Raw genomic sequence first — 20,796 nt, 5'->3', positions numbered from 1 at the left:
TATATACCCGCTTATAGTCGAACAAACCCGCGTTCAGGCGAGTTCGTCCAGCAAGGCCAACAAGGTTTCGCGTTTTTCCGCGCCGAGTTGATCGATCAATTTTTGCTGCGCCGCCTCCCAGGCGGGTAAAGCTGCAGCGAGTCGTGCTTCACCGTCCGCCGTCAGCATCACCAGGCGATTGCGCAGGTCATCGCCTTCCACCAGTTGCACCAGGCCTTCGCCTTCCAACACCCGAAGGTTGCGCCCCAAGGTGCTGCGGTCAAGTCCCATGGCTTCCGCCAGGCTGGAGATGCTCGGTTGATCGAGCCGCTGCAAGTTGCACAGCAACGAATACTGGGCGACGTTGATCCCGAAGCCATCAAGGGCGCCGTCGTAATGCCTGCTGACGCCACGGGCGGCACGTCGCAGGTTGGTACATAAACACTGGGAGGCAAGCATGGAACGTGTATATACCCGCGATTAAGGAAATGCAAGAAAGTGTTACAGCGCCAGAGCCACCAGAACCGCGACTTCCAGCAGCTCCAGCAAGGCGCCAGCGGTGTCACCCGTGGTGCCGCCCAGGCGATTGACCATCAGTTGGCGCAGGCCCATGAAGCAGAGTGCAGCGAGCAATACCGCAAGCCCACCCCTGAAGCCGCCGATCAGGATGCAGGCCAGGCCGCTGAGGATCAGTACCTGTTGGCCGACGATCCTCGGTAAATGATCCGACAACGCCTGGCCCAATCCTCCGGCACGCACATAGCGTGTGGTCAGAAACAGCGCCAGCATCGATGCGCGTCCGATCAGCGGCGCCAGGATCAGCGCTGCACCGTCATGTTGCTCGATCAACGCCACCAAGGCGGTGAACTTGAGCAGCAGCACCAACCCCAGGGTGACCACGGCAATCGGCCCGCTGCGCGGGTCCTTCATGATCGTGAGCGTACGCTCGCGGTCGCCGAAACCGCCCAACCAGGCATCGGCGCTGTCCGCAAGACCGTCCAGGTGCAGGCCGCCGCTGAGCAACACCCAGGCCGTCAGCAACAGCGCGGCATGCAGCAACAGCGGCGCGCCCATCAATACCGTGTTCAAGGCCCACAACAGCACGCCGAACAAAAGCCCCACCACCGGATAAAACAGCAGTGAACGTCCCAGCTCCTGAGGCTGCGGCATGCCCGGCAGACGAATCGGCAGGCTGCTGAGAAATTGCAGGGCGATCCAGAATGGCAGCATGATCACTCCAGCGCCTTCAGCACGCCGTCAGCGCAAACTTGCAGGCTGAATAACCCACCGTGGCCGACTTCGACATTCAAGAGTTGCTCCCGGGGCAAACCGCGTGCCTGTGCCAATAACAGACGCATCACGCCGCCATGACTGATCAACAGCACGCGCTCACCCGCATAAGCCTGGTGCAGGCGTGCGACAGCACCCAAAACGCGCTCGGAAAAGTCACTGACAGGCTCCCCTTCCGGCGGCGTGAAACTGTAGGGATCGGCCCAGAACAGGCCCAGCCCTTCGGCGTCGGTCTCCATCAAGGCTGCCGCACTCTGCCCTTCCCAGGCGCCAAAGTGCAGCTCTTGCAACGCCTTTTCCAGCGTTACCGGCAAATTGAGCTGAGCCCCCAATTCATCGGCAAACCGCGCGCACCGTTGCAGCGGCGAACTGACCACGCGGTCCCACGGCCCCTGCTCCACTATCGCCGCGCGCATCTGCGCCCAGCCCTTGACGGTGAGTGCGTCGTCCAGGCTGCCACGCAAGCCGCCGCCTAGCTCGGTTTCGCCGTGTCGCAGCAGGTCCAGGCGCAAGGTCATGCCGGGCGGTCTGCCACGGCGGCTTCGGCGAAGGTCGCCATCTGCCCGTGCAACGCACAGGCCAGGCGCAACAACGGCACGGCCAGCGCTGCGCCACTGCCTTCGCCCAGGCGCAGGCCCAGGTCCAGCAGCGGTTGCGCGTCGAGGCTTTGCAGCACATGACGATGACCTGGCTCGGCACCACGATGGCCGAACATCAGCCACTCCCGGCAAGTTGGGTTCAAGCGCGTCGCGACCAGTGCGGCGACAGTGCAGATAAACCCATCCACCAGCACCACGATGCCCTCTTGAGCACACGCCAGATACGCGCCCACCAGGGCTGCAATCTCAAAGCCGCCGAGATTGAACAGGGTGTGCAATGCATCACCGCGCTGTCCGGCGTGTAACGCCAGTGCACGTTCGATCACGGCCACCTTGTGGCTGACGCCCTGGGCATTCAATCCGGTGCCCGGCCCCGTGAGATCACTGACCTGGCAGTCGAGCAAGGCACACGCCAGCGCACTGGCAGCGGTGGTGTTGCCGATGCCCATCTCGCCGCCGATAAACAACTGCGCACCGTTTACCGATGCACGATGCACGCTGTCGCGGCCGGCTTGCAGGGCCAATTGCCCCTGGACCTCGGTCATCGCAGGGCCGTTGACAAAGTTTGCGGTGCCCGCGCCAATATTCAGGTGGCGTACACCGGGCAGGTCCAGGGACGGATTCACCGTGCCAAGGTCGACCACTTCCAACTGCGCCCCCAGCTGCCGCGCCAACACGCTGATGGCCGCGCCACCCGTGACAAAGTTATGCAGCATCTGCCCGGTGACTTCCTGTGGGAACGCCGACACGCCTTCCGCGACCACGCCATGGTCACCGGCGAAGATGGCGATCCATAGCTGATCCACCGACGGTTTGACTTGGCCCTGCAAGCCGGCCAATTGCACCGCGAGCGCTTCCAACTGGCCGAGGGAACCGGCCGGCTTGGTCAATTGCTGCTGGCGCGCCAGGGCGTGTTCATACGCTTGAGCGTCGCTCGCCTTACACGGGTTGAGCCACCAGGTGTCAGTCATAACGCAGTACCTTTCAAAGTCAGGGGCAGGCCGGCAACGGTCAGGACCACACGCTGACATTGCTCGGCCAAGGCTTGATGCAGCCAACCGGCTTCATCCACATAGCGGCGAGTCAATTCGCCCAGCGGCACGACACCCAGACCGGTCTCGTTGCTGACAAAAATGAGTTCACCCGGCAGCGAGGCCAGGGTTTGCAGCAGTTGATCGCGCTCCAAAGCCAAGCGCTCCGGGTCTTCCAGCATCAGCAGATTGGTCAGCCACAGGGTCAGGCAATCCACCAGCAGGCAGCGCTCGGCAGCCGCGTTTTCGCGCAGCACCCGCGCCAGTTCGATAGGCTCTTCGACCAAGCCCCAATGGTCGGGGCGACGTTGACGATGCAAGGCGACACGCTCATTCATCTCGCCATCCAAAGGTTGGCTGGTGGCGATGTAAGTGACCGGCAAAGCGCTGTCGCTGGCGAGCTTTTCGGCAAGACGGCTTTTGCCGGAGCGGGCGCCGCCGAGGATCAGTTGGAGCATAGCGTCACACCTTTTTTTACAACGCGGTCAAATGTGGGAGCTGGCTTGCCTGCGATGCAGTCACCTCGGTGTAGCAGGGAGACCCGGTTGATGCCATCGCAGGCAAGCCAGCTCCCACAGGGGGATCGTGTGCACACCATCAAATCCCGCACAGTTTGCGTAACAGCTCGGTGTCCAGGTGGTTTTCCACCAAGTCGGCCAGGCGCTCGATATCGCGCTCGCGCAAGGCGTGGTAGTCGACCTCCTGCACATCCTGCAACCCCGCCCAACGCAGCAGCGCACTGCACGCGGCCGGGGTTTCGAACAAGCCATGCAGGTAAGTGCCGAGGACCTGCCCGTCTGCACTTTGCGCGCCATCACTGCGGCCGTCATCGAGGCGCACAGCGGCGTTCGACAAGGCATCGCCAGACGTCACGCCCGCATGGATCTCATAACCGCTGACGTCGGCATCTTCCAGTAACAGGCGACCGCGTACGTTGCGCAGCTGTTTCTCTTCTTCCAAGGTGGTGCTGAACGCCAATAACCCAAGGCCATCGCTGGAGCCCGCAAGCCCTTCCAGGCCCAACGGGTCATGCACCTGCTCGCCGAGCATCTGCAAGCCGCCGCAAATGCCGAGCACCTTGCCGCCGTAGCGCAAGTGCCGCGCCACGGCGGCGTCCCAACCGTTGGCACGCAGATAAGCCAGGTCGCTGCGCACGCTTTTCGAGCCTGGAAGGATAATCAGGTCGGCAGCAGGGATCGGCTGGCCTGGCCCGATGAATTGCAAGTCCACCTGGGGATGCAAACGCAACGGGTCGAAATCCGTATGGTTGCTGATGCGCGGCAACACCGGCACCACCACCTTGAGTACCTGCGCAGCCTTATCGATTTGGCGCTGATCGATGCCGTCCTCAGCTTCCAGATGCAGGTCCATCACGTAAGGCAATACGCCCACCACCGGTTTGCCGGTGCGCGCTTCCAGCCAGTCCAGGCCCGGTTGCAACAGCGAAATGTCGCCGCGAAATCGGTTGATGATGAAGCCTTTGACCCGTGCCTGCTCGCTGGGCGAAAGCAGTTCCAGGGTTCCGACCAGATGGGCAAACACCCCGCCGCGATTGATATCGGCGATCAGCAGCACCGGGCAATCCACTGCTTCGGCGAAGCCCATGTTGGCGATGTCATTGGCACGCAGGTTGATCTCCGCCGGGGAGCCAGCGCCTTCCACCATCACGACGGGGTAGGCTTGGCTCAACCGTGCGTGGGAGGCCAGCACCGCCTGCATCGCGATGGCTTTGTAGTCGTGATAGGCCACCGCGTTCATGCTGGTAACAGCGCGGCCGTGGATGATCACTTGGGAACCGGTGTCGCTGTTGGGCTTGAGCAGCACCGGGTTCATATCGGTGTGCGGCGCCAGGTTGGCCGCCTGGGCCTGCACCGCTTGCGCACGACCGATCTCGCCGCCCTCGGCCGTCACGGCGCTGTTGAGCGCCATGTTCTGTGGCTTGAACGGCACCACTGGCACGCCCTGGCGCACCAACCAGCGACACAGCGCCGTCACCAAGGTGCTTTTGCCGGCGTCGGACGTCGTGCCTTGCACCATCAACGTACTCATGTCGCGTCCTTATAAGCGGCCAGGGCTTCGTCCAGGCGTTGCCAGTCGGCGTCGGTATCCGGCAGGCCAAAACGCAGGCTGCTGTTATGGACAAACAGGCGCAGCAGGATGCCGCGCTGGGCCATGAATTCATGCATGCGTTCGGCGTGCGGCGTGATCAGCCACTGGAACAAGGCGCAGCCGCCCTGAGGTTGAAAGCCGTGGCGCTCGAGCGCGGTAAACAAGCGCTGGCTCGCCTCGATGCAGCGCGCGCGTTGCCGCGCCTGCCCGGCAGTGTCGCGTAGGCAGACTCGGCCCAGTACCCGCGTCGGCCCGCTGACCGCCCAAGGGCCAACCTGCTCGGCCAGCAACTTGAGCAGCTTGCGTTCGGCCAGTACGAAGCCCAGTCGCACACCGGCCAGGCCGAAGAATTTACCGAACGAGCGCAGCACAATCAGGCCGACCTGATGCGCCTGGCCCGCCAGGCTCAATTCCGGAGTCACGTCCATGAACGCTTCGTCCACCACCAGCCAGCCGCCGCGCTGGGCCAGCCGCGAGTGCCAGTCCAACAAGCGTTGCGGGTTCAGGCTCAGGCCGGTGGGATTGTTGGGGTTGACCACCACCAGCACGTCAAGGCCATCAAGAAAGAAGTCGACTTCCTGCTCCAGCACTTCGCGCACCACGTAACCGGCACGGCGCCAGGCTTCGGCGTGTTCGGCATAGCACGGCGACAATACCCCGACCTTGCCGGCGCGACGCAGACGTGGCAGCAACTGAATCGCCGCCTGGGAGCCAGCTACTGGCAACAGATGCGCTGCGCCGTAATACTCGCTGGCGGCCTGCTCCAGGCCGTCATCGGTTTCCGGCAGACGCGCCCAGGCGCGCAGCGGGATCTCGGGGATCGCCCAGGGCCAGGGCGCCAGGCCGCTGGACAGGTCGAGCCAGTCAGCTTCGGCAATTCCGTACTGAATCGCTGCCTTGCGCAGCCGGCCACCGTGCTCAAGCATAAAATTGCCCCCCGACGCATAAGATCAGCAGCCACAACCATACGCCGCGCTGCACCAGTTGCCAGCCCCGGTCGATGGCGTCCGCATCCGCCGCCGGGCCCTCGCCCAGCGGCGGGCGCTGGTGCACTTCACCGTGATAGATCGCCGCGCCGCCCAGTTCAACGCCCAGCGCGCCTGCACCGGCAGCCATCACCGGGCCGGCGTTGGGGCTGTCCCAGGTCGGGCCTTGGGTGCGCCAGCATTTGAGCGCCAGACGGGTCTTGCCGAGCACGGCATAGGTCAAGGCGACCAAGCGTGCCGGAATGTAGTTCAGCACATCGTCGATTTTTGCCGCGGCCCAACCAAAGCGCTCAAAACGTTCGTTGCGATAACCCCACATGGCGTCGAGGGTATTGCTCAGGCGATAAAGCACCACGCCCGGCACGCCCGCCACCACAAACCAGAACAACGCGGCGAAGACTGCGTCGCTGCCGTTTTCCAGCACCGATTCGGTCGCGGCGCGGGCGACTTCGGTGCGGTCCAGTTCGCTGGTCTGGCGGCTGACCAAGTAGCTGACGCGCTTGCGGGCTGCCTCCAGGTCATCGCTGCGCAGGGCCTGGGCCACCGGGATCACATGCTCGCCAAGGCTACGCATGCCGAGGGCGCAATACAGCGCCAGAATCTCTACTACCCAGCCGATATACGGCGCCCACGACAACGCCGTGGCCAGCAGGGTCAGCGGCACTACGGCGATAAACCAAGCGGTCACGCCATGGCTGCGCCAGCCACGGCCACCGGAGTTAAAACGTTGCTCGATGCGCCCGGCGAAATTGCCGAATGCCACCAGCGGATGCCAGCGCCTGGATTCGCCCAGCAGCGCATCCAGCGCCACTGCAGCGACGCACAGCAAGGCCACACTCATTGACTCACTCCCCACACATTCTCATACAACATGTCACTCAGCGGCCGAGGCTCGGTCCAGCCTTCGAGTTGCAACATCGGTGCCGGGTAGAACTCGGTTACCGGCCCCAGGCACAACACGGCCAGGGGTTTCGCGCCGGGCGGCAAACCGAGCAGATCGGCCAGGGCCTGGGGTTCGAACAACGAAACCCAGCCCATGCCCAGACCCTCGACACGCGCGGCCAGCCACAGATTCTGGATGGCACAGGCCAGCGAGGCCATGTCCATTTCCGGCAAGGTACGACGGCCGAAGATGTGCCGCTCACGGTCATCCATCAGCGCCGCCACCAGCACTTCGGCGCAGTCGTGGATGCCTTCGACCTTGAGCTTCATGAACGCGTCGGAGCGCTCGCCCAGGGCTTCGGCGGTGCGTACGCGCTCCTCTTCTACTAACTGCTGAATCTGCCCACGCAGTTGGCGATCGCTGATGCGGATGAAGCGCCAGGGCTGCATCAGGCCGACGCTGGGGGCCTGGTGCGCGGCCTGGAGCAGACGGTGCAGCAATTCGGGGGCGACAGCGCCGCCGCTGAAGTGGCGCATGTCACGGCGTTCGGCGATGGCGCGGTAGACGGCGTCGCGGTCGGCCTGGGGGAAGGCGTTGTCCGTCATGGCCTCTTCGCGGGCAAGTCGAATCGTCGCACCGCCCCTCCCACATTTTGATCTGTGAACACTGTCGATGTGGGAGCTGGCTTGCCTGCGATAGCGACATCACGGTCTGGCGCAAACAGTGCGGCTACAGCGGCTGGATTCGACGGGAAATAAAAATGCACGTAAGAAGCCGTCATCCGCCCCTGACGGTAAACCGCCTCAGCCCCGCGCCCACCATTGGGGCTCACCCCCCTGGCAATCGGCTGCCAGTCGGTGCTGGTCAGCGAATGGTGATAGGTGTGACCACGCAGTGTGCCTTCCGGCAACTCGACGCTTTGCAGCGCCAGGGCCGCCAGTTTCTTTTGCATCACCGCATCGCCCTGCAACAGGCCCACCAGTTCGGCGCGGGTGCCGTCGACATCGGTGAGCGAGTCCAGCAGGTAGAGCATGCCGCCGCATTCGGCGAGCAAGGGTTTGCCGGCCGCATGGTGAGCGCGGATCGCGTCGAGCATTGGGGTGTTTTCCGACAGCGCCTGGTGGTGCAGTTCCGGGTAACCGCCGGGCAGGTAGAGGCTGTCGGCATCAGGCAATGCGCGATCGTGAATGGGCGAGAAAAACTTCAGCTCGGCGCCCATGGCCCGCAGCAGATCAAGACTGGCGCCGTAGGTAAAAGCGAAGGCTTCGTCGCGGGCCACGGCAATACACACGCCCTTGAGCAGTGGCTCGGCCTCGATCACTTCCGGTGCAGCAAAGGTCACCGGCGGCGGCAAGGCCACTTCGCAACTGCTGCCCAAGGCTTGGGCGGCGGCGTCAAGGCGCACATCAAGGTCATTCAGTTCGCTGGCTTGCACCAGGCCCAGGTGACGGCTAGGCAGCTCTATACCGGTCTCGCGGGACAACGCGCCGTACCAGCGCAGGCCTTCGGTGAGGCTGCCTTCCAGCAATTGCGCATGACGCAGCGTGCCAACGCGGTTGGCCAGCACCCCGGCGAACGGCAAGTCCGGCTGATAACGCGCCAGGCCCAGGGCCAAGGCGCCAAAGGTCTGGGCCATGGCCGTGCCGTCAATAACGCCCAGTACCGGCACGCCGAAGTGTCGCGCCAGGTCGGCGCTGGAAGGGGTGCCGTCAAACAAACCCATCACGCCTTCGATCAGGATCAAGTCGGCCTCGCCCGCCGCTTCCCACAGCAGGCGGCGACTTTCCTGCTCGCCCACCATCCACATGTCCAATTGATACACCGGCGCACCGCTGGCGCGCTCGTGGATCATCGGGTCGAGGAAATCCGGGCCGCATTTGAACACGCGCACCTTGCGACCCAGGTTGCGGTGCAATCGGGCCAGCGCCGCGGTGACGGTGGTTTTGCCCTGGCCGGACGCCGGTGCGGCGATCAATACGGCCGGGCAATGACGGGGCTGATTCAAAGTTCGACGCCCTTCTGTGCCTTGATACCGGCCTGGAACGCGTGCTTGAGCATGCCCATTTCGGTGACGGTGTCACCCATTTCGATCAACTCAGGCTTGGCGCCACGGCCGGTGACCACCACGTGCTGCATCGGCGGGCGGGCCTGCAAGTCACTGAGCACCTGGTCCAGTTCGAGGTAGCCGTGCTTGAGGGCGATGTTCAGCTCATCCAGCACGACCATGCCGATGCTCGGGTCTTGCAGCAGTTCGCAGGACACAGCCCAGGCGGCTTCGGCCGCGGCGATGTCACGTTGGCGATCCTGGGTTTCCCAGGTGAAGCCTTCGCCCATGACGTGGAAACGTACTTGCTCGGGGAATCGGCGGAAGAACAACTCTTCACCGGTGCTGTGACGCCCCTTGATGAACTGCACCACGCCGCACTGCATGCCGTGGCCCATGGCCCGGGCCAGCATGCCGAACGCGGAGCTGCTCTTGCCTTTGCCGTTGCCGGTGAGCACCAGCAGCAAGCCGCACTCGTTGGGGGAATTGGCAATGCGTTCGTCGATCACGGCTTTTTTGCGCAGCATGCGCGCCAGGTGGCGTTCGTCGCGGTCGGGGGAATCGGTCATGACAGCTCTCCGTTGGGGCTGGACAAAAACGGCGGGCAGGAAAAAAGAAAAACAGACAGCCAAGCATCGCCCACCGTGATGCTGTTGGATGTAACAGGCCGGTCTCCGGGCTCATGAGTGGCGCCGTTGCCCTCGTATAGAGAGCGCGCAGGCCAACGCTACGCCTTCCCATATCGCTGGCGATACAGTGGCAAAAGGCAGCGTCTTGACTCATTTACCGTTGCGGGGGCAGCGCCGGAATCGCGGCAGCACTGTGTACAAGTGCGCTCACTCACCGGCTTCCCTGTTTCACTCGGTCGACCCATTGGTCACAGAGCACCTGGAACAAGCCGCGAAGGTTAGTGGGTTGGGGGTGGAGCGTCAATGAAAGCTGACCTTGCACTTGAACCATCGCACCGCCGACCTCCTCTACCCTTACAGGTATTAAGGAGAACACCATGCATAAAACAAGACTTGCCCTACTCATCCTGGTCGCCGGCACCCTCGCCGCCTGCGGTGAAAGCTCCACCCTCCAGGTCTCCGACGGTACCGGGCCTTCGCCCAAGTTGCCGGAACCGAACAAAACCCTGATCCCCACCGTCAATATCGCCCCCGCCATCGGTTGGCCCGAGGGCGTGAAGCCAACGGCCGCCGCCGGCACCCAGGTTGCGGCGTTTGCCGAAGGCCTGGACCATCCGCGCTGGCTGTATGTGCTACCAAATGGCGATGTGCTGGTAGCGGAAACCAACGCGCCGCCCAAGCCGGATGACTCCAAGGGCGTTCGTGGCTGGGTCATGGAGAAAGTCATGGGCCGCGCTGGCGCCGGGGTGCCGAGCCCGAATCGCATCACGCTACTGCGTGACGCCGACCACGACGGCGTCGCGGAGACGCGCACGGTATTCCTGGAGAATCTCAATTCGCCGTTTGGCATGACACTGGTCGGCAACGACCTGTACGTCGCTGACTCGGACAAGCTGCTGCGTTTCCCCTATCAACCGGGTGACACTGCGATCAAGCAAGCCGGCACCAACGTCGTCGACCTGCCGGGCGGGCCTCTGAACCACCACTGGACGAAAAACGTGGTGGCCAGCAAGGACGGCACCAAGCTGTACGTGAGCGTGGGTTCCAATAGCAACGTCGGTGAAAACGGCCTGCAAGCGGAAGAAGGCCGGGCGGCGATCTGGGAAGTCGATCGCGCCAGCGGCGAGCACCGCATCTTCGCCTCCGGCCTGCGCAACCCGAACGGTATGGCGTGGGAGCCGCAGAGCGGTAAGTTGTGGACGGCAGTCAACGAGCGTGACGAAATCGGCAGCGACCTGGTGCCGGACTACATCACCTCGGTCAAGGATGGCGGCTTCTATGGCTGGCCGTTCAGCTACTACGGGCAGCATGTGGATGTGCGGGTCAATCCGCAGAATTTGGACTTGGTGGCCAAGGCGATCGCGCCGGATTACGCGGTAGGCCCGCACACCGCATCCCTGGGGCTGACGTTTGCCGAGGGCAGCAAACTCCCTGCGCAGTTCAGTAACGGCGCGTTTATCGGCCAGCATGGTTCGTGGAATCGCAAGCCGCACAGTGGCTACAAGGTGATCTTCGTGCCGTTCGAGGGTGGGCAGCCTAAAGGGCCGCCGGTGGACGTGCTGACGGGGTTCCTCGATAAGGACGAGAAAGCCATGGGCCGCCCGGTGGGCGTGGTGATTGATCAGCAGGGGGATTTGCTGGTGGCCGATGATGTGGGGAATAAGGTATGGCGGGTGTCGGCCGCTAGATAGCGGAGCAGCAAGCCTCACGCTTGAAGCTGCAAGCAGGCATTGCGCCTTCTTGCAGCTGACAGCTCGTAGCTGCCGCTAGGGATTACGTGCCAGATTCGCCGGCAACACACGCTTGGCACTCAGGTACGCATTCTGCCAGTACGCCTTGGACAAGGTATCCAGCTTCACCGTACCGCCCGTTTGCGGCGCGTGCACAAAGCGCCCTTCCCCCACGTAGATCCCGGCGTGGCTGACCTGTGAACCACCACCGGTGGCGAAGAACAGCAGGTCGCCGGTCTGCAGGTTCTGCTCGCTGACGTCCTGGGCGCGCATTACGATCAGTTCACGCGTAGTACGCGGCAATGAGATGCCGGCAGCGTCGCGAAACACAAAACCAATCAAACCGCTGCAATCAAACCCGGAGTCCGGCGTGTTGCCGCCCCAACGATAAGGCGTGCCGACCAGGCCCAGCGCGCGGAAGAGCACATCTTCAGCCGCAGGCGAGAAATTCTGGGTGGAATAGTTGAACACCGGCTTAGGCTTCACCGCGACAGGCGCGGGCGGCGGTGGGCGGCTTGCACAGGCGCTGAGCAGCGCGGCGCAAACAATAAGAATCAGGCGGGCCGAGGTCGACATGTGCAGAACAATCCTGGTCTGGATGCGGCTTTTCGCTGCCGAACGCTGAAAACCAGAACGCGCAAGCAAAGCTCGCGCGAACGGATTACAACAATGTCCAGGGATTCTAGCGCTTACACGTCAAACTTCAAGTATCACTTTAAGTTTACTTGCTAGCGGTAACCGTCGTCGGGGCCATGGCGAGTGCGCGCTTGGCTTCGATGAAGGTTTTGCTCCAGTAGCTATCACCCAGGTTGTCGACTCGAACACCGCCACTGCGACGGCTGCTGGAGTGGATAAACTGGTTATCGCCCAAGTAGATACCGGCATGGCTGACGCGACCACGACCAGCCGTACTAAAGAAAAGCAGATCACCGGGCTTGAGGTTGTTGCGCGCGACCAACGGTGCATTCACGTTGATCATTTCGCGAGTGGAGCGTGGCAGGTTCATGCCCGCCTCTTCACGAAACAGGTAGCCGATGAAACCGCTGCAATCGAAACCGGCTTCGGAAGTACCGCCGAAACGGTAACGGGTACCGATCAGGGACATGCCGCGTTCGAGGATGCTGTCGGCGAGAACTGGAAGCTGGTAAGGCTTGCTGCCGGAGAAATTGGCCAATTCTTTTTCAGTTGCCAGCTCTTCTTCGTAAACAGAAGCAGACTGTGCAGCAACAAATTTGGCCTGGTTTTGAACCTGTGGTTTTTGCTGTTCTGCCACCTGTTGAGGGTGGGAGGCGCAACCAAACAACAGGGTAACGAGTGCGAGAGGCACGAGGGGTGCGAAGCGATTTAGCATGGGCACGACCGTGGCTGGTATGTAAAGAAGCCGAGACTATGCCTTCTATCACATCGATTTGCAAATTCAATCGTGGTCTATGTGACTTCCCGCTTGGACTATGCCATCTAAGCCGTAATTCCATTTATCGATTGAAATGCGTGACCAATACGGTTCAAACGCAGGTTTTCTGGCGCCTGAAAATTGCCGAACCCCGTCAATTCAATGGGTTACCAGCCCAACGTTTCTTTCAGGAAAGGGATCGTCAATTTTCGTTGAGCCTGCAAGGAAGCCTGATCGAGTTGCTCGAGCAAATCGAATAAGGCGCTCATGCTGCGTGTGCCACGGGTAAGGATGAAATGCCCCACCTCGTCGGTGAGATGCAGGCCGCGACGCGACGCGCGCAATTGCAAGGCGCGCAGTTTGTCCTCGTCGGACAGCGGGCGCATCTGGAAGATCAGCGCCAGGGTCAGACGCGACTTGAGGTCAGCCAGCTTGATCGGAAGTTCACGTGGGGAAGTCGAGGCGGCAATCAATAAACGCCGACCGCTGTCACGCAGGCGGTTGAACAGGTGAAACAGCGCCTCTTCCCAGTCTGCCTTGCCGGCGATCGCTTGCAGATCGTCCAGGCACACCAGCTCGTATTGCTCGAGGTGGTCGAAGATGCCGATGCCACGGTCCATCAACTCAGCCAGGGGCAGGTAAACCGCTGGCTCGCCCATCTGCTCGAAACGCAGGCACGCGGCCTGCAACAGGTGAGTACGCCCTACGCCGTGCTTGCCCCACAGATAGATCAGGCTTTCGGTCCACCCGGCGTCGGCTTCGCAGAGCCGCTCGACATAGCCGAGTGCAGCGGCATTGGCGCCTGGGTAGTAGTTGATAAAGGTGGCGTCATCACGCAGACGCACACCCAAGGGCAGCTGAATCGGTTTCATGCTGACTGAACGGCTCCAAACGAACCGTTAGTGGCCTCTGTGTAAAGTTTGCAAAGTTTATACCCGTGACGCCGGGCGCACAATGCAGCAGACCGCAAGCAAAATCAAAGGTTTGCGTTAACTTGTTGGATTTGTGCAGATTGTTTGGCGCCGCTGCTCCAGAAACAACAAACCCGGCCTTGGCCGGGTTTGTTACGAAGCGGTTACAGCTCGGGGTCTTCAACGCCGGTATACACATCCGAATCCTTGTACAGATCGTGCATATGGCGCACCAGCACCATGATCACCGCCGCCACCGGCAGAGCCAGCAGGATGCCGGTAAACCCGAACAGCTCACCGCCCGCCAGGATTGCAAAGATCACCGCCACCGGGTGCAGGCCAATCCGGTCGCCCACCAGCAAGGGCGTGAGCACCATGCCTTCCAGCGCCTGGCCGACCATGAACACCGCGACAATCCCCAGCATCGGGTACAGGTCGCCGCCAAACTGGAACAGCCCGGCCACCAGCGCCGCGCCGATACCGATCACAAAGCCCATGTACGGCACGATAGCGGCCAGGCCGGCGATCAGGCCGATCAACAAGCCCAGCTCCAGACCGATCGCCATCAAGCCGCCAGCATAGATGATGCCCAGCGCCAGCATCACCAGCAGTTGGCCACGCACAAACGCGCCCAACACCTCATGACACTCGCCTGCCAAGGAAACAATGCGCTCCTCACGATCGCGCGGTAGCAGGCTGCGGATCTTGGCCATCATGATGTCCCAGTCGCGCAGCAGGTAGAACGCCACGACCGGGATCAGCACCAGGTTGGTCAACCAACCGATCAGCGCCAGGCTGGACGCAGTTGCCTGGCTGAGGATGACACCGACGATATCGGTGGTCTGGCCCATGTGCTCGCTGATCGCCGCCTTGACCTTGTCGAACTTCCAGAAGCCGTCCGACAGCCCGAGCTTGGCCTGGGCCCACGGCATTGCCGTGTGTTGCAGCCAATCGAGCATCTGCGGCGCCAGTTCATACAAGCGATACAGCTGCTTGGCCAGCATGGGTACCAGCACCAATACCAATGCCGTGATGATCAAGGTAAACAGCGCAAACACTGCCACTACCCCCAGGGTACGCGACAAGCCAGCCTTTTCCAGGCGATCCACGACGGGATCGAACAGATACGCCAGCAGCAACGCAACCAGGAACGGCGTCAGGATCGAATGCAGCAGGAACACAAAGACGCACAGCAGGACAATCCCGCCAAGCCACACCCAACGACGCGTATCCGCCATAAACCACTCCATCTATATAAAGAAGAAAACTGCTACCAACGAAAACGCAGCTGTGCTTGAGGTTCAGGTGCGATTGCAGGCTGAGCGCCATCTGTTACAGGCTGCTGGACCGGTGCTTCACCGGCAGGAATCTCCTGCAACTTGGCCAGGCTTAGCTGGGTACGTAACTGATCGGCACTGCCGTTGACGCGGTACACGATGCGATTGCCATCCACCCGTTGGGGCTGGCCACCAAAGGGCTCAAGCAGATGACCCAGCGCGGCGTAGCGCTCAAGGGTCATGCCTTGCACTTCCAGCAATTGCTCGGTGCTCACGCCAGGCTTAACCGCAAAACGCGGCGCCAATTTCTGGCTGACCGCCAGCATCACCGCATCGGCCACGGCAGCAGTGTCGGCGCCTTGCGCAGTGCCCTGCTCGTTCTTGTCGCCCAGCCACAGGCGCCATTTGGCCTGCCATTGGCTGCCTTCCTGGCGCGCATGCACGGCCAGCAGGGCGTCGGCGCCGTAACGCTCGGAGGCGGCGCGCAACGGTGTGGCATCGGCACTTTCCAAGTTCGGCGCGGTGGCGACCACCTGCTCATCCAGGTCCCCCAGCGGCAGACGCAACGGCAGGCCACGGTGTTGCGCAGCGCGGCGCAGCGCCTGGGCGACGGTTTGGCCGTCGCCTACCAGGCTGCTGCCTTCAGTAGAGTCGTTCAACCACCAACCGAGGATCGAGGGGCGATTGCTGCCCCAGATCGACAGGCCCGCATCGCGCAAGGCGCGGTCAGTACTGACCGGATCAAAATCCACTTGCAGGCTTTCCGGCGGACCAGCGTCGTACCCATATTGCGTGATGATTTGTTGCGGATCCTTGCGAATCGCCGCCAGGCCCGGGCCTTCGGCGGCCTTGGCATCACCGGTCAGGCGGATCACCAGGGTTTGCACGGCACGCTGGGTAGCCTGGTCGCGCTCTTGCGGGGACTGGCTGCTGACAGGCTCAAGTACTTGATAAAGGCCATTGAGTGTTTCGGCATGACTCGCCAGGCTGACCAACGACAAGCAGCCTACAAAGAAGAAGTTACACAGACGCATGGAAGATTCCCGAACGACAAATTTAGCGGCTGCAACAGACCGCGTGAACTCGGTTTGGCAAGGCTGTGACCACAGCCACCGGTAAAACATTCACAGGGTCATGGCAGTTTTTGTACTGTCATAACGATAGCGGGTTAAAGGCTATACCTTAATACGTGCCAAAGCAGAGTCGATTAGCATTTTTTTAACCCGCTTTTTTGACCTATATGGCCCTGCCCGTCGGCCCGAGGATGGCCGCTGCCCCTCAAGCCTGATAAAATCGCGCGCCTTCGCAGACCGTCAACGGCTGGGCCTTTTACCAAAAGCGCCTGCCCGCTCGGTCGTTACCCCTGAATCCCCCCTAAAGGCCTGGATCATGAGCAAGCAACCCTCCCTGAGCTACAAGGACGCCGGTGTAGACATCGACGCCGGTGAAGCATTGGTCGAACGCATCAAGAGCGTCGCCAAGCGCACTGCGCGCCCCGAAGTCATGGGCGGCCTGGGCGGTTTTGGCGCCCTCTGCGAAATCCCGGCCGGCTACAAGCAGCCTGTACTGGTTTCCGGCACCGACGGCGTGGGCACCAAGCTGCGCCTGGCGCTGAACCTGAACAAGCACGACAGCATCGGCATCGACCTGGTTGCCATGTGCGTCAACGACCTGGTGGTGTGCGGCGCTGAGCCGTTGTTCTTCCTGGACTACTACGCGACCGGCAAGCTCAATGTCGAAACCGCGACCCAGGTGGTGACCGGCATCGGCGCTGGCTGCGAACTGTCGGGTTGCTCCCTGGTTGGCGGCGAAACCGCTGAAATGCCAGGCATGTACGAAGGCGAAGACTACGACCTGGCCGGCTTCTGCGTCGGCGTTGTAGAAAAAGCCGAAATCATCGACGGCTCCAAAGTGGCTGCCGGTGATGCCCTGCTGGCCCTGCCATCCTCCGGCCCGCACTCCAACGGCTACTCGCTGATCCGCAAGATCATCGAAGTGTCCGGCGCCGACATCGAGAACATCCAGCTCGACGGCAAGCCGCTGACCGACCTGCTGATGGCCCCGACGCGCATCTACGTCAAGCCTCTGCTCAAGCTGATCAAGGACACTGGCGCAGTCAAAGCCATGGCCCACATCACTGGCGGCGGTTTGCTGGATAACATCCCGCGCGTCCTGCCAAAAGGCGCCCAGGCGATCGTCGACGTGGCCAGCTGGCAGCGTCCTGCGGTCTTCGACTGGCTGCAAGAGAAAGGCAACGTCGATGAAACCGAAATGCACCGCGTGCTGAACTGCGGCGTGGGCATGGTCATCTGCGTGGCCCAAGAGCACGTTGAAACCGCGCTGAACGTGCTGCGTGAAGCCGGCGAGCAGCCTTGGGTCATCGGCCAGATCGCCACCGCCCCAGAAGGCGCGGCACAGGTTGAACTGAAGAACCTCAAGGCTCACTGATGCCTCAGACCTGTGATGTCGTGGTGCTGCTTTCCGGCACCGGCAGTAACTTGCAGGCCCTGATCGACAGCACGCGCACCGGCGACAGCCCGGTGCGCATCGCTGCGGTGATCTCCAACCGCAGCGACGCCTACGGCCTGCAACGCGCCAGGGACGCGGGTATCGACACCCGCTCCTTGGATCACAAGGCTTTTGAAGGTCGCGAGGCCTTTGATAACGCCTTGATCGAACTGATTGACGCCTTCAACCCCAAACTCGTGGTACTGGCCGGCTTCATGCGCATCCTCAGCGCTGATTTCGTACGGCATTACGAAGGGCGGCTGCTGAATATCCACCCTTCCCTGCTGCCCAAGTACAAAGGCATGCACACGCACCAGCGTGCGCTAGACGCCGGCGACAGCGAGCATGGCTGCAGCGTGCACTTCGTCACCGAGGAACTCGATGGCGGGCCTCTGGTCGTACAGGCAGTGGTTCCGGTAGAGTCTGACGACTCGGCGCAGAGCCTTGCGCAACGGGTTCACACCCAGGAACACAGGATTTACCCGCTGGCCGTTCGCTGGTTTGCCGAAGGTCGGTTGATTCTTGGCGACCAGGGTGCATTATTGGACGGTCAGTTACTCGCGGCCAGCGGCCACTTGATTCGAACCTAGGAGATTTTATGCGTCGCGCCTTGCTCTTCGCTTTTGCGCTGTTCGCCTTGCCTGCCGTGCAAGCAGCAGACCTTCACCCCTTCTCCGCCAGCTACACCGCTGACTGGAAACAGTTGCCCATGAGTGGTTCGGCAGAACGCAGCCTGACCAAGAACAGCGACGGCACTTGGACGTTGAACTTCAAGGCGTCCATGATGATCGCCAGCCTGACCGAAACCAGTGCGATCGTGTTCGACAAGGACACACTGCAACCGAAGAGCTACACCTTCGAACGCGGCGGCTTGGGGAAGGCGAAGAAGATCAATCTGGATTTCGACCAATCCGCCAAGAAAGTTACCGGTTTTGAAAACAAAGACCCGGTCAACGTCACCCTTGAAAGTGGCATGCTCGACAAGTCGACTTACCAACTCGCCCTCCAGCGTGACGTGGCTGCCGGCAAGAAAAGCATGAGCTACCGTGTGGTCGAAGGCACGGACGTCGATACCTATGACTTCCGCGTCATCGGCCCTGAAAAGGTCCAGACCAAGGTAGGCTCCATCGACGCGATCAAGGTCGAGCGTGTGCGCGACCCGTCGCAGAGCAAGCGCATCACCCAGATGTGGTTTGCCAAGGACCAGGGCGGCATCCTGGTTGCCCTGCGCCAGGTTGAGACCGACGGCAAGGAATACAACATCATGCTGCTGGACGGCACCGTTGACGGTAAGGCTGTCAAAGGTAGCTGATCGGTAGATGGAACAAAGAGCCTCGCGAATGCGGGGCTTTTTTTCGTCTGGAGGTTTTGTGTTGAAGCCTTACGCCAACATGAAACTTTTGTCATAAAACTCAGCACCCTGCGACGCAATGCCTTGATTTACGCGGCCTGCAGCACTGTTGCATTTACCGCAATGAATTATTGCGCGAAAAGTCAGTTTACTTAGCAAGCTAACAAAACATATAACAAAGGCCTGCGACGACTTGCCGCAGACCCACCAGAGATTGGAGCAAGCAGATGACTGTAAAAGTAACTGAACGCGACGACGAACATATGTCCCACGAAGCCTTGGGCCATGGGATTCACATCTGGGACGTACACCAACAAGACCTGCTGGTCGGCATGTTTCACAACGAGAGCGACGCTCATAATTATAAGAACGAGCTGGAAACCCTTGAGATGAGACGCCAGGCGCAAGATTCCTGAAGACATATCTGTAGTGAGCGGGCTTGCCCCGCGCTGGGTGGCGAAGCCGCCCTAATAAAGACACCGTGCATTTCCAGGTAGAGTCACGTCGCCTGGTTTGGGGCGGCTTCGCCACCCAGCGCGGGCGGTGCGACGATTCGACAAGCCCGCTCACTACAAACGACAAACCCCGCCTTTTGAGCGGGGTTTGTCATTTTTAAAGCCTTACCACATCAGGTCATCCGGGATCTGGTAGGCGGCGTACGGATCATCCTCATCCGGCACCTGGCTCTCCGTCAGGATGTTGAGCTGCACGATACGCTCCGGTGCGCGCTCCTGGATCTTCAGCGCTGCTTCGCGCGGGATCACCTCATAGCTGCCGCCGTGATGCACGATCGCCAGGGATCCGTTGCTCAGCTTGTTGCGCATCAAGGTGTTGACCGACAGGCGCTTGACCTTCTTGTCATCCACGAAGTTGTAGTAGTCCTCGGTGGTCAGCTTGGGCAGGCGCGAGGTCTCGATCAGTTGCTTGACCTGGGCCGTGCGGGCCTTGGCCTCGGCTTTTTCCTGCTGCTGGCGGTTCAGCTCCTGGTCGCGCTTGATCTTCTCAGCCTTTGCCTCGGCTGCCAGGCGGGCCTGGGTGTCGTCAGCCTCGATCTGGCCTTTGTGGACCAGGCGCTGCTGCTTCTGTTTGTCTTTGCCGACCTGCTTGGCCTGCTTTTGGTTGACCAGACCTGCTTTGAGTAACTGATCGCGAAGGGAAATGCTCATGGTGCTTACTCACTTAGGCAGCCGCTCAACCGCAGCTGGACATGTTCTTTTCCTGACGTTTGGCTTCGCCCCACAGGGCGTCCAATTCTTCGAGGGTGCAATCTTCTATGGGACGATGGGTATCGCGCAATGCCTGTTCGATAAATCGGAAACGTCGTTCGAACTTGGCATTGGCGCCACGCAGTGCGGTTTCCGGGTCGACCTTGAGGTGGCGGGCCAGGTTGACCGCCGCAAACAGCAGGTCGCCGACCTCGTCAGCAATGGCCGCCGAGTCGTTATCGGCCATGGCTTCGAGCACTTCATCGAGCTCTTCGCGCACGTTATCCACCACCGGCAAGGCCGATGGCCAATCGAAGCCAACCTGGCTGGCGCGCTTTTGCAACTTGGCGGCACGGGACAGGGATGGCAAGGCGGTGGGTACATCGTCCAGCAGGGAGAGTTGCTCTGGTGCGTCGGATTTTTCCGCGCGCTCCTCGGCCTTGATCTGCTCCCAGCGTTGCTTGACCTGCTCTTCGCTCAGCTGCGGGATATCCAGCGGTGCATACAGATCGCCGGTGGGGAATACGTGGGGATGGCGACGGATCAGCTTGCGCGTGATGCTGTCGATCACCCCGGCAAATTCGAAGCGCCCTTCCTCCCGCGCCAACTGGCTGTAATACACCACCTGGAATAACAGGTCGCCCAACTCGCCTTGCAGGTGATCAAAATCGCCGCGCTCGATGGCGTCGGCGACTTCGTAGGCTTCTTCCAAGGTGTGCGGGACGATGGTCGCGTAGGTTTGCTTGATGTCCCACGGGCAGCCGTATTGCGGGTCGCGCAGACGGTTCATCAGGTGCAGCAGGTCTTCGAGTGAATACATCAATTTGTGCCTGATCAAGTTGGAACGCCGCCGCTCAAATGTGGGAGCGGG

23 protein-coding genes and 1 riboswitch are annotated in these 20,796 nt (G+C 61.4%); of the genes, 5 read left to right on the top strand and 18 right to left on the bottom strand.

Annotated elements, in window-relative coordinates:
- Nucleotides 1-33: 33 nt before the first annotated feature.
- From BFP95_RS15275 to cobO, 11 genes are all read right to left on the bottom strand, one after another.
- Entirely contained in the window at nt 34-438 is a 405-nt protein-coding gene (locus BFP95_RS15275; RefSeq protein WP_065873777.1) for a MarR family winged helix-turn-helix transcriptional regulator, read from the bottom strand.
- A gap of 42 nt (nt 439-480) precedes the next feature.
- Entirely contained in the window at nt 481-1,209 is a 729-nt protein-coding gene (locus BFP95_RS15270; RefSeq protein ID WP_065881184.1) for an adenosylcobinamide-GDP ribazoletransferase, read from the bottom strand.
- 2 nt (nt 1,210-1,211) lie between these two features.
- Entirely contained in the window at nt 1,212-1,787 is a 576-nt protein-coding gene (gene cobC, locus BFP95_RS15265) for an alpha-ribazole phosphatase family protein (RefSeq protein WP_065873779.1), read from the bottom strand.
- Nucleotides 1,784-2,839 (bottom strand): nicotinate-nucleotide--dimethylbenzimidazole phosphoribosyltransferase, encoded by a 1,056-nt coding sequence (gene cobT / locus BFP95_RS15260; protein ID WP_065873780.1) that lies wholly within the window; start codon nt 2,837-2,839, stop codon nt 1,784-1,786. The genes cobC and cobT overlap by 4 nt, the downstream gene beginning before the upstream one ends.
- Nucleotides 2,836-3,357 carry a bifunctional adenosylcobinamide kinase/adenosylcobinamide-phosphate guanylyltransferase gene (gene cobU, locus BFP95_RS15255; protein WP_065910387.1) on the bottom strand — a complete coding sequence of 174 codons (522 nt, stop codon included), beginning with the start codon at nt 3,355-3,357 and terminating at the stop codon, nt 2,836-2,838. Before cobU ends, cobT begins: the two co-directional genes overlap by 4 nt.
- A 139-nt stretch (nt 3,358-3,496) precedes the next feature.
- A complete protein-coding gene (locus BFP95_RS15250) occupies nt 3,497-4,948 on the bottom strand; it encodes a cobyric acid synthase (RefSeq protein ID WP_065910386.1) in 1,452 nt (483 codons plus the stop codon).
- Nucleotides 4,945-5,934 (bottom strand): threonine-phosphate decarboxylase CobD, encoded by a 990-nt coding sequence (gene cobD, locus BFP95_RS15245; protein WP_065873783.1) that lies wholly within the window; start codon nt 5,932-5,934, stop codon nt 4,945-4,947. Before cobD ends, BFP95_RS15250 begins: the two co-directional genes overlap by 4 nt.
- Entirely contained in the window at nt 5,927-6,835 is a 909-nt protein-coding gene (cbiB, locus tag BFP95_RS15240) for an adenosylcobinamide-phosphate synthase CbiB (protein WP_065910385.1), read from the bottom strand. Before cbiB ends, cobD begins: the two co-directional genes overlap by 8 nt.
- Complete coding sequence (bluB, locus tag BFP95_RS15235) at nt 6,832-7,482, bottom strand: 5,6-dimethylbenzimidazole synthase (RefSeq protein WP_065873785.1); 651 nt, start codon at nt 7,480-7,482, stop codon at nt 6,832-6,834. Before bluB ends, cbiB begins: the two co-directional genes overlap by 4 nt.
- The gene (locus BFP95_RS15230; protein WP_065910384.1) at nt 7,479-8,882 is read right to left on the bottom strand and encodes a cobyrinate a,c-diamide synthase; all 1,404 of its coding nucleotides are present in this window, start codon (nt 8,880-8,882) and stop codon (nt 7,479-7,481) included. The genes bluB and BFP95_RS15230 overlap by 4 nt, the downstream gene beginning before the upstream one ends.
- Complete coding sequence (gene cobO, locus BFP95_RS15225) at nt 8,879-9,490, bottom strand: cob(I)yrinic acid a,c-diamide adenosyltransferase (RefSeq protein ID WP_065873787.1); 612 nt, start codon at nt 9,488-9,490, stop codon at nt 8,879-8,881. Before cobO ends, BFP95_RS15230 begins: the two co-directional genes overlap by 4 nt.
- 78 nt (nt 9,491-9,568) lie before the next feature.
- Nucleotides 9,569-9,828, bottom strand: a riboswitch (cobalamin riboswitch).
- Nucleotides 9,829-9,927: 99 nt separating this feature from the next.
- On the opposite strand from cobO, the gene BFP95_RS15220 reads away from it, so the two are divergent.
- The gene (locus BFP95_RS15220) at nt 9,928-11,241 is read left to right on the top strand and encodes a PQQ-dependent sugar dehydrogenase (protein ID WP_065891093.1); all 1,314 of its coding nucleotides are present in this window, start codon (nt 9,928-9,930) and stop codon (nt 11,239-11,241) included.
- Between the two features lie 75 nt (nt 11,242-11,316).
- Here the strand turns inward: BFP95_RS15220 and BFP95_RS15215 are convergent, their stop codons facing one another.
- From BFP95_RS15215 to BFP95_RS15195, 5 genes are all read right to left on the bottom strand, one after another.
- Nucleotides 11,317-11,856: a C40 family peptidase gene (locus BFP95_RS15215; protein ID WP_046036011.1), complete on the bottom strand. Its 540-nt coding sequence runs from the start codon at nt 11,854-11,856 to the stop codon at nt 11,317-11,319.
- Nucleotides 11,857-12,001: 145 nt separating this feature from the next.
- Nucleotides 12,002-12,631, bottom strand: coding sequence for a C40 family peptidase (locus tag BFP95_RS15210; protein WP_065873789.1), 630 nt, complete (start codon nt 12,629-12,631; stop codon nt 12,002-12,004).
- Between the two features lie 209 nt (nt 12,632-12,840).
- Nucleotides 12,841-13,545 (bottom strand): DnaA regulatory inactivator Hda, encoded by a 705-nt coding sequence (gene hda / locus BFP95_RS15205; protein WP_025855817.1) that lies wholly within the window; start codon nt 13,543-13,545, stop codon nt 12,841-12,843.
- A gap of 203 nt (nt 13,546-13,748) precedes the next feature.
- Nucleotides 13,749-14,822 (bottom strand): AI-2E family transporter, encoded by a 1,074-nt coding sequence (locus BFP95_RS15200; protein ID WP_065873790.1) that lies wholly within the window; start codon nt 14,820-14,822, stop codon nt 13,749-13,751.
- A 32-nt stretch (nt 14,823-14,854) separates the two neighbouring features.
- A complete protein-coding gene (locus BFP95_RS15195; protein WP_065873791.1) occupies nt 14,855-15,895 on the bottom strand; it encodes a DUF2066 domain-containing protein in 1,041 nt (346 codons plus the stop codon).
- A 355-nt stretch (nt 15,896-16,250) separates the two neighbouring features.
- On the opposite strand from BFP95_RS15195, the gene purM reads away from it, so the two are divergent.
- The 4 genes from purM (at nt 16,251) to BFP95_RS15175 (ending at nt 19,136) form a co-directional block, all read left to right on the top strand.
- A complete protein-coding gene (purM, locus tag BFP95_RS15190; RefSeq protein WP_065873792.1) occupies nt 16,251-17,309 on the top strand; it encodes a phosphoribosylformylglycinamidine cyclo-ligase in 1,059 nt (352 codons plus the stop codon).
- Nucleotides 17,309-17,959 (top strand): phosphoribosylglycinamide formyltransferase, encoded by a 651-nt coding sequence (gene purN, locus BFP95_RS15185; RefSeq protein WP_065873793.1) that lies wholly within the window; start codon nt 17,309-17,311, stop codon nt 17,957-17,959. Before purM ends, purN begins: the two co-directional genes overlap by 1 nt.
- 8 nt (nt 17,960-17,967) lie before the next feature.
- Nucleotides 17,968-18,681 carry a DUF3108 domain-containing protein gene (locus BFP95_RS15180; RefSeq protein WP_065873794.1) on the top strand — a complete coding sequence of 238 codons (714 nt, stop codon included), beginning with the start codon at nt 17,968-17,970 and terminating at the stop codon, nt 18,679-18,681.
- Nucleotides 18,682-18,947: 266 nt separating this feature from the next.
- Nucleotides 18,948-19,136, top strand: a complete 189-nt coding sequence (locus BFP95_RS15175; protein ID WP_049712101.1) for a hypothetical protein — start codon at nt 18,948-18,950, stop codon at nt 19,134-19,136.
- 204 nt (nt 19,137-19,340) lie between these two features.
- Here BFP95_RS15175 and BFP95_RS15170 read toward each other — a convergent pair whose 3' ends face one another.
- Together BFP95_RS15170 and mazG are read right to left on the bottom strand one after the other, a co-directional pair.
- Nucleotides 19,341-19,886, bottom strand: coding sequence for a DUF2058 domain-containing protein (locus tag BFP95_RS15170; RefSeq protein WP_065873796.1), 546 nt, complete (start codon nt 19,884-19,886; stop codon nt 19,341-19,343).
- A 25-nt stretch (nt 19,887-19,911) separates the two neighbouring features.
- Nucleotides 19,912-20,745 carry a nucleoside triphosphate pyrophosphohydrolase gene (gene mazG / locus BFP95_RS15165; RefSeq protein WP_065873797.1) on the bottom strand — a complete coding sequence of 278 codons (834 nt, stop codon included), beginning with the start codon at nt 20,743-20,745 and terminating at the stop codon, nt 19,912-19,914.
- Nucleotides 20,746-20,796: the final 51 nt, after the last annotated feature.

Source organism: Pseudomonas sp. 58 R 12 (genome assembly GCF_900005865.1).
Classification (GTDB): domain Bacteria; phylum Pseudomonadota; class Gammaproteobacteria; order Pseudomonadales; family Pseudomonadaceae; genus Aquipseudomonas; species Aquipseudomonas tritici.
This window is presented reverse-complemented; position numbering and strand designations above follow the sequence as displayed.

Bases quoted from the DNA above. Each gene is read 5' to 3' on its own strand.
- bluB (WP_065873785.1), bottom strand. From the start codon at position 7,482: ATGACGGACAACGCCTTCCCCCAGGCCGACCGCGACGCCGTCTACCGC.
- cobD (WP_065873783.1), bottom strand. From the start codon at position 5,934: ATGCTTGAGCACGGTGGCCGGCTGCGCAAGGCAGCGATTCAGTACGGA.
- cbiB (WP_065910385.1), bottom strand. From the start codon at position 6,835: ATGAGTGTGGCCTTGCTGTGCGTCGCTGCAGTGGCGCTGGATGCGCTG.
- BFP95_RS15215 (WP_046036011.1), bottom strand. From the start codon at position 11,856: ATGTCGACCTCGGCCCGCCTGATTCTTATTGTTTGCGCCGCGCTGCTC.
- hda (WP_025855817.1), bottom strand. From the start codon at position 13,545: ATGAAACCGATTCAGCTGCCCTTGGGTGTGCGTCTGCGTGATGACGCC.
- cobU (WP_065910387.1), bottom strand. From the start codon at position 3,357: ATGCTCCAACTGATCCTCGGCGGCGCCCGCTCCGGCAAAAGCCGTCTT.
- purM (WP_065873792.1), top strand. From the start codon at position 16,251: ATGAGCAAGCAACCCTCCCTGAGCTACAAGGACGCCGGTGTAGACATC.
- cobO (WP_065873787.1), bottom strand. From the start codon at position 9,490: ATGACCGATTCCCCCGACCGCGACGAACGCCACCTGGCGCGCATGCTG.
- BFP95_RS15275 (WP_065873777.1), bottom strand. From the start codon at position 438: ATGCTTGCCTCCCAGTGTTTATGTACCAACCTGCGACGTGCCGCCCGT.
- BFP95_RS15170 (WP_065873796.1), bottom strand. From the start codon at position 19,886: ATGAGCATTTCCCTTCGCGATCAGTTACTCAAAGCAGGTCTGGTCAAC.
- BFP95_RS15175 (WP_049712101.1), top strand. From the start codon at position 18,948: ATGACTGTAAAAGTAACTGAACGCGACGACGAACATATGTCCCACGAA.
- BFP95_RS15180 (WP_065873794.1), top strand. From the start codon at position 17,968: ATGCGTCGCGCCTTGCTCTTCGCTTTTGCGCTGTTCGCCTTGCCTGCC.
- BFP95_RS15195 (WP_065873791.1), bottom strand. From the start codon at position 15,895: ATGCGTCTGTGTAACTTCTTCTTTGTAGGCTGCTTGTCGTTGGTCAGC.
- BFP95_RS15250 (WP_065910386.1), bottom strand. From the start codon at position 4,948: ATGAGTACGTTGATGGTGCAAGGCACGACGTCCGACGCCGGCAAAAGC.
- purN (WP_065873793.1), top strand. From the start codon at position 17,309: ATGCCTCAGACCTGTGATGTCGTGGTGCTGCTTTCCGGCACCGGCAGT.
- mazG (WP_065873797.1), bottom strand. From the start codon at position 20,745: ATGTATTCACTCGAAGACCTGCTGCACCTGATGAACCGTCTGCGCGAC.
- BFP95_RS15270 (WP_065881184.1), bottom strand. From the start codon at position 1,209: ATGCTGCCATTCTGGATCGCCCTGCAATTTCTCAGCAGCCTGCCGATT.
- BFP95_RS15220 (WP_065891093.1), top strand. From the start codon at position 9,928: ATGCATAAAACAAGACTTGCCCTACTCATCCTGGTCGCCGGCACCCTC.
- BFP95_RS15210 (WP_065873789.1), bottom strand. From the start codon at position 12,631: ATGCTAAATCGCTTCGCACCCCTCGTGCCTCTCGCACTCGTTACCCTG.
- cobT (WP_065873780.1), bottom strand. From the start codon at position 2,839: ATGACTGACACCTGGTGGCTCAACCCGTGTAAGGCGAGCGACGCTCAA.
- cobC (WP_065873779.1), bottom strand. From the start codon at position 1,787: ATGACCTTGCGCCTGGACCTGCTGCGACACGGCGAAACCGAGCTAGGC.
- BFP95_RS15200 (WP_065873790.1), bottom strand. From the start codon at position 14,822: ATGGCGGATACGCGTCGTTGGGTGTGGCTTGGCGGGATTGTCCTGCTG.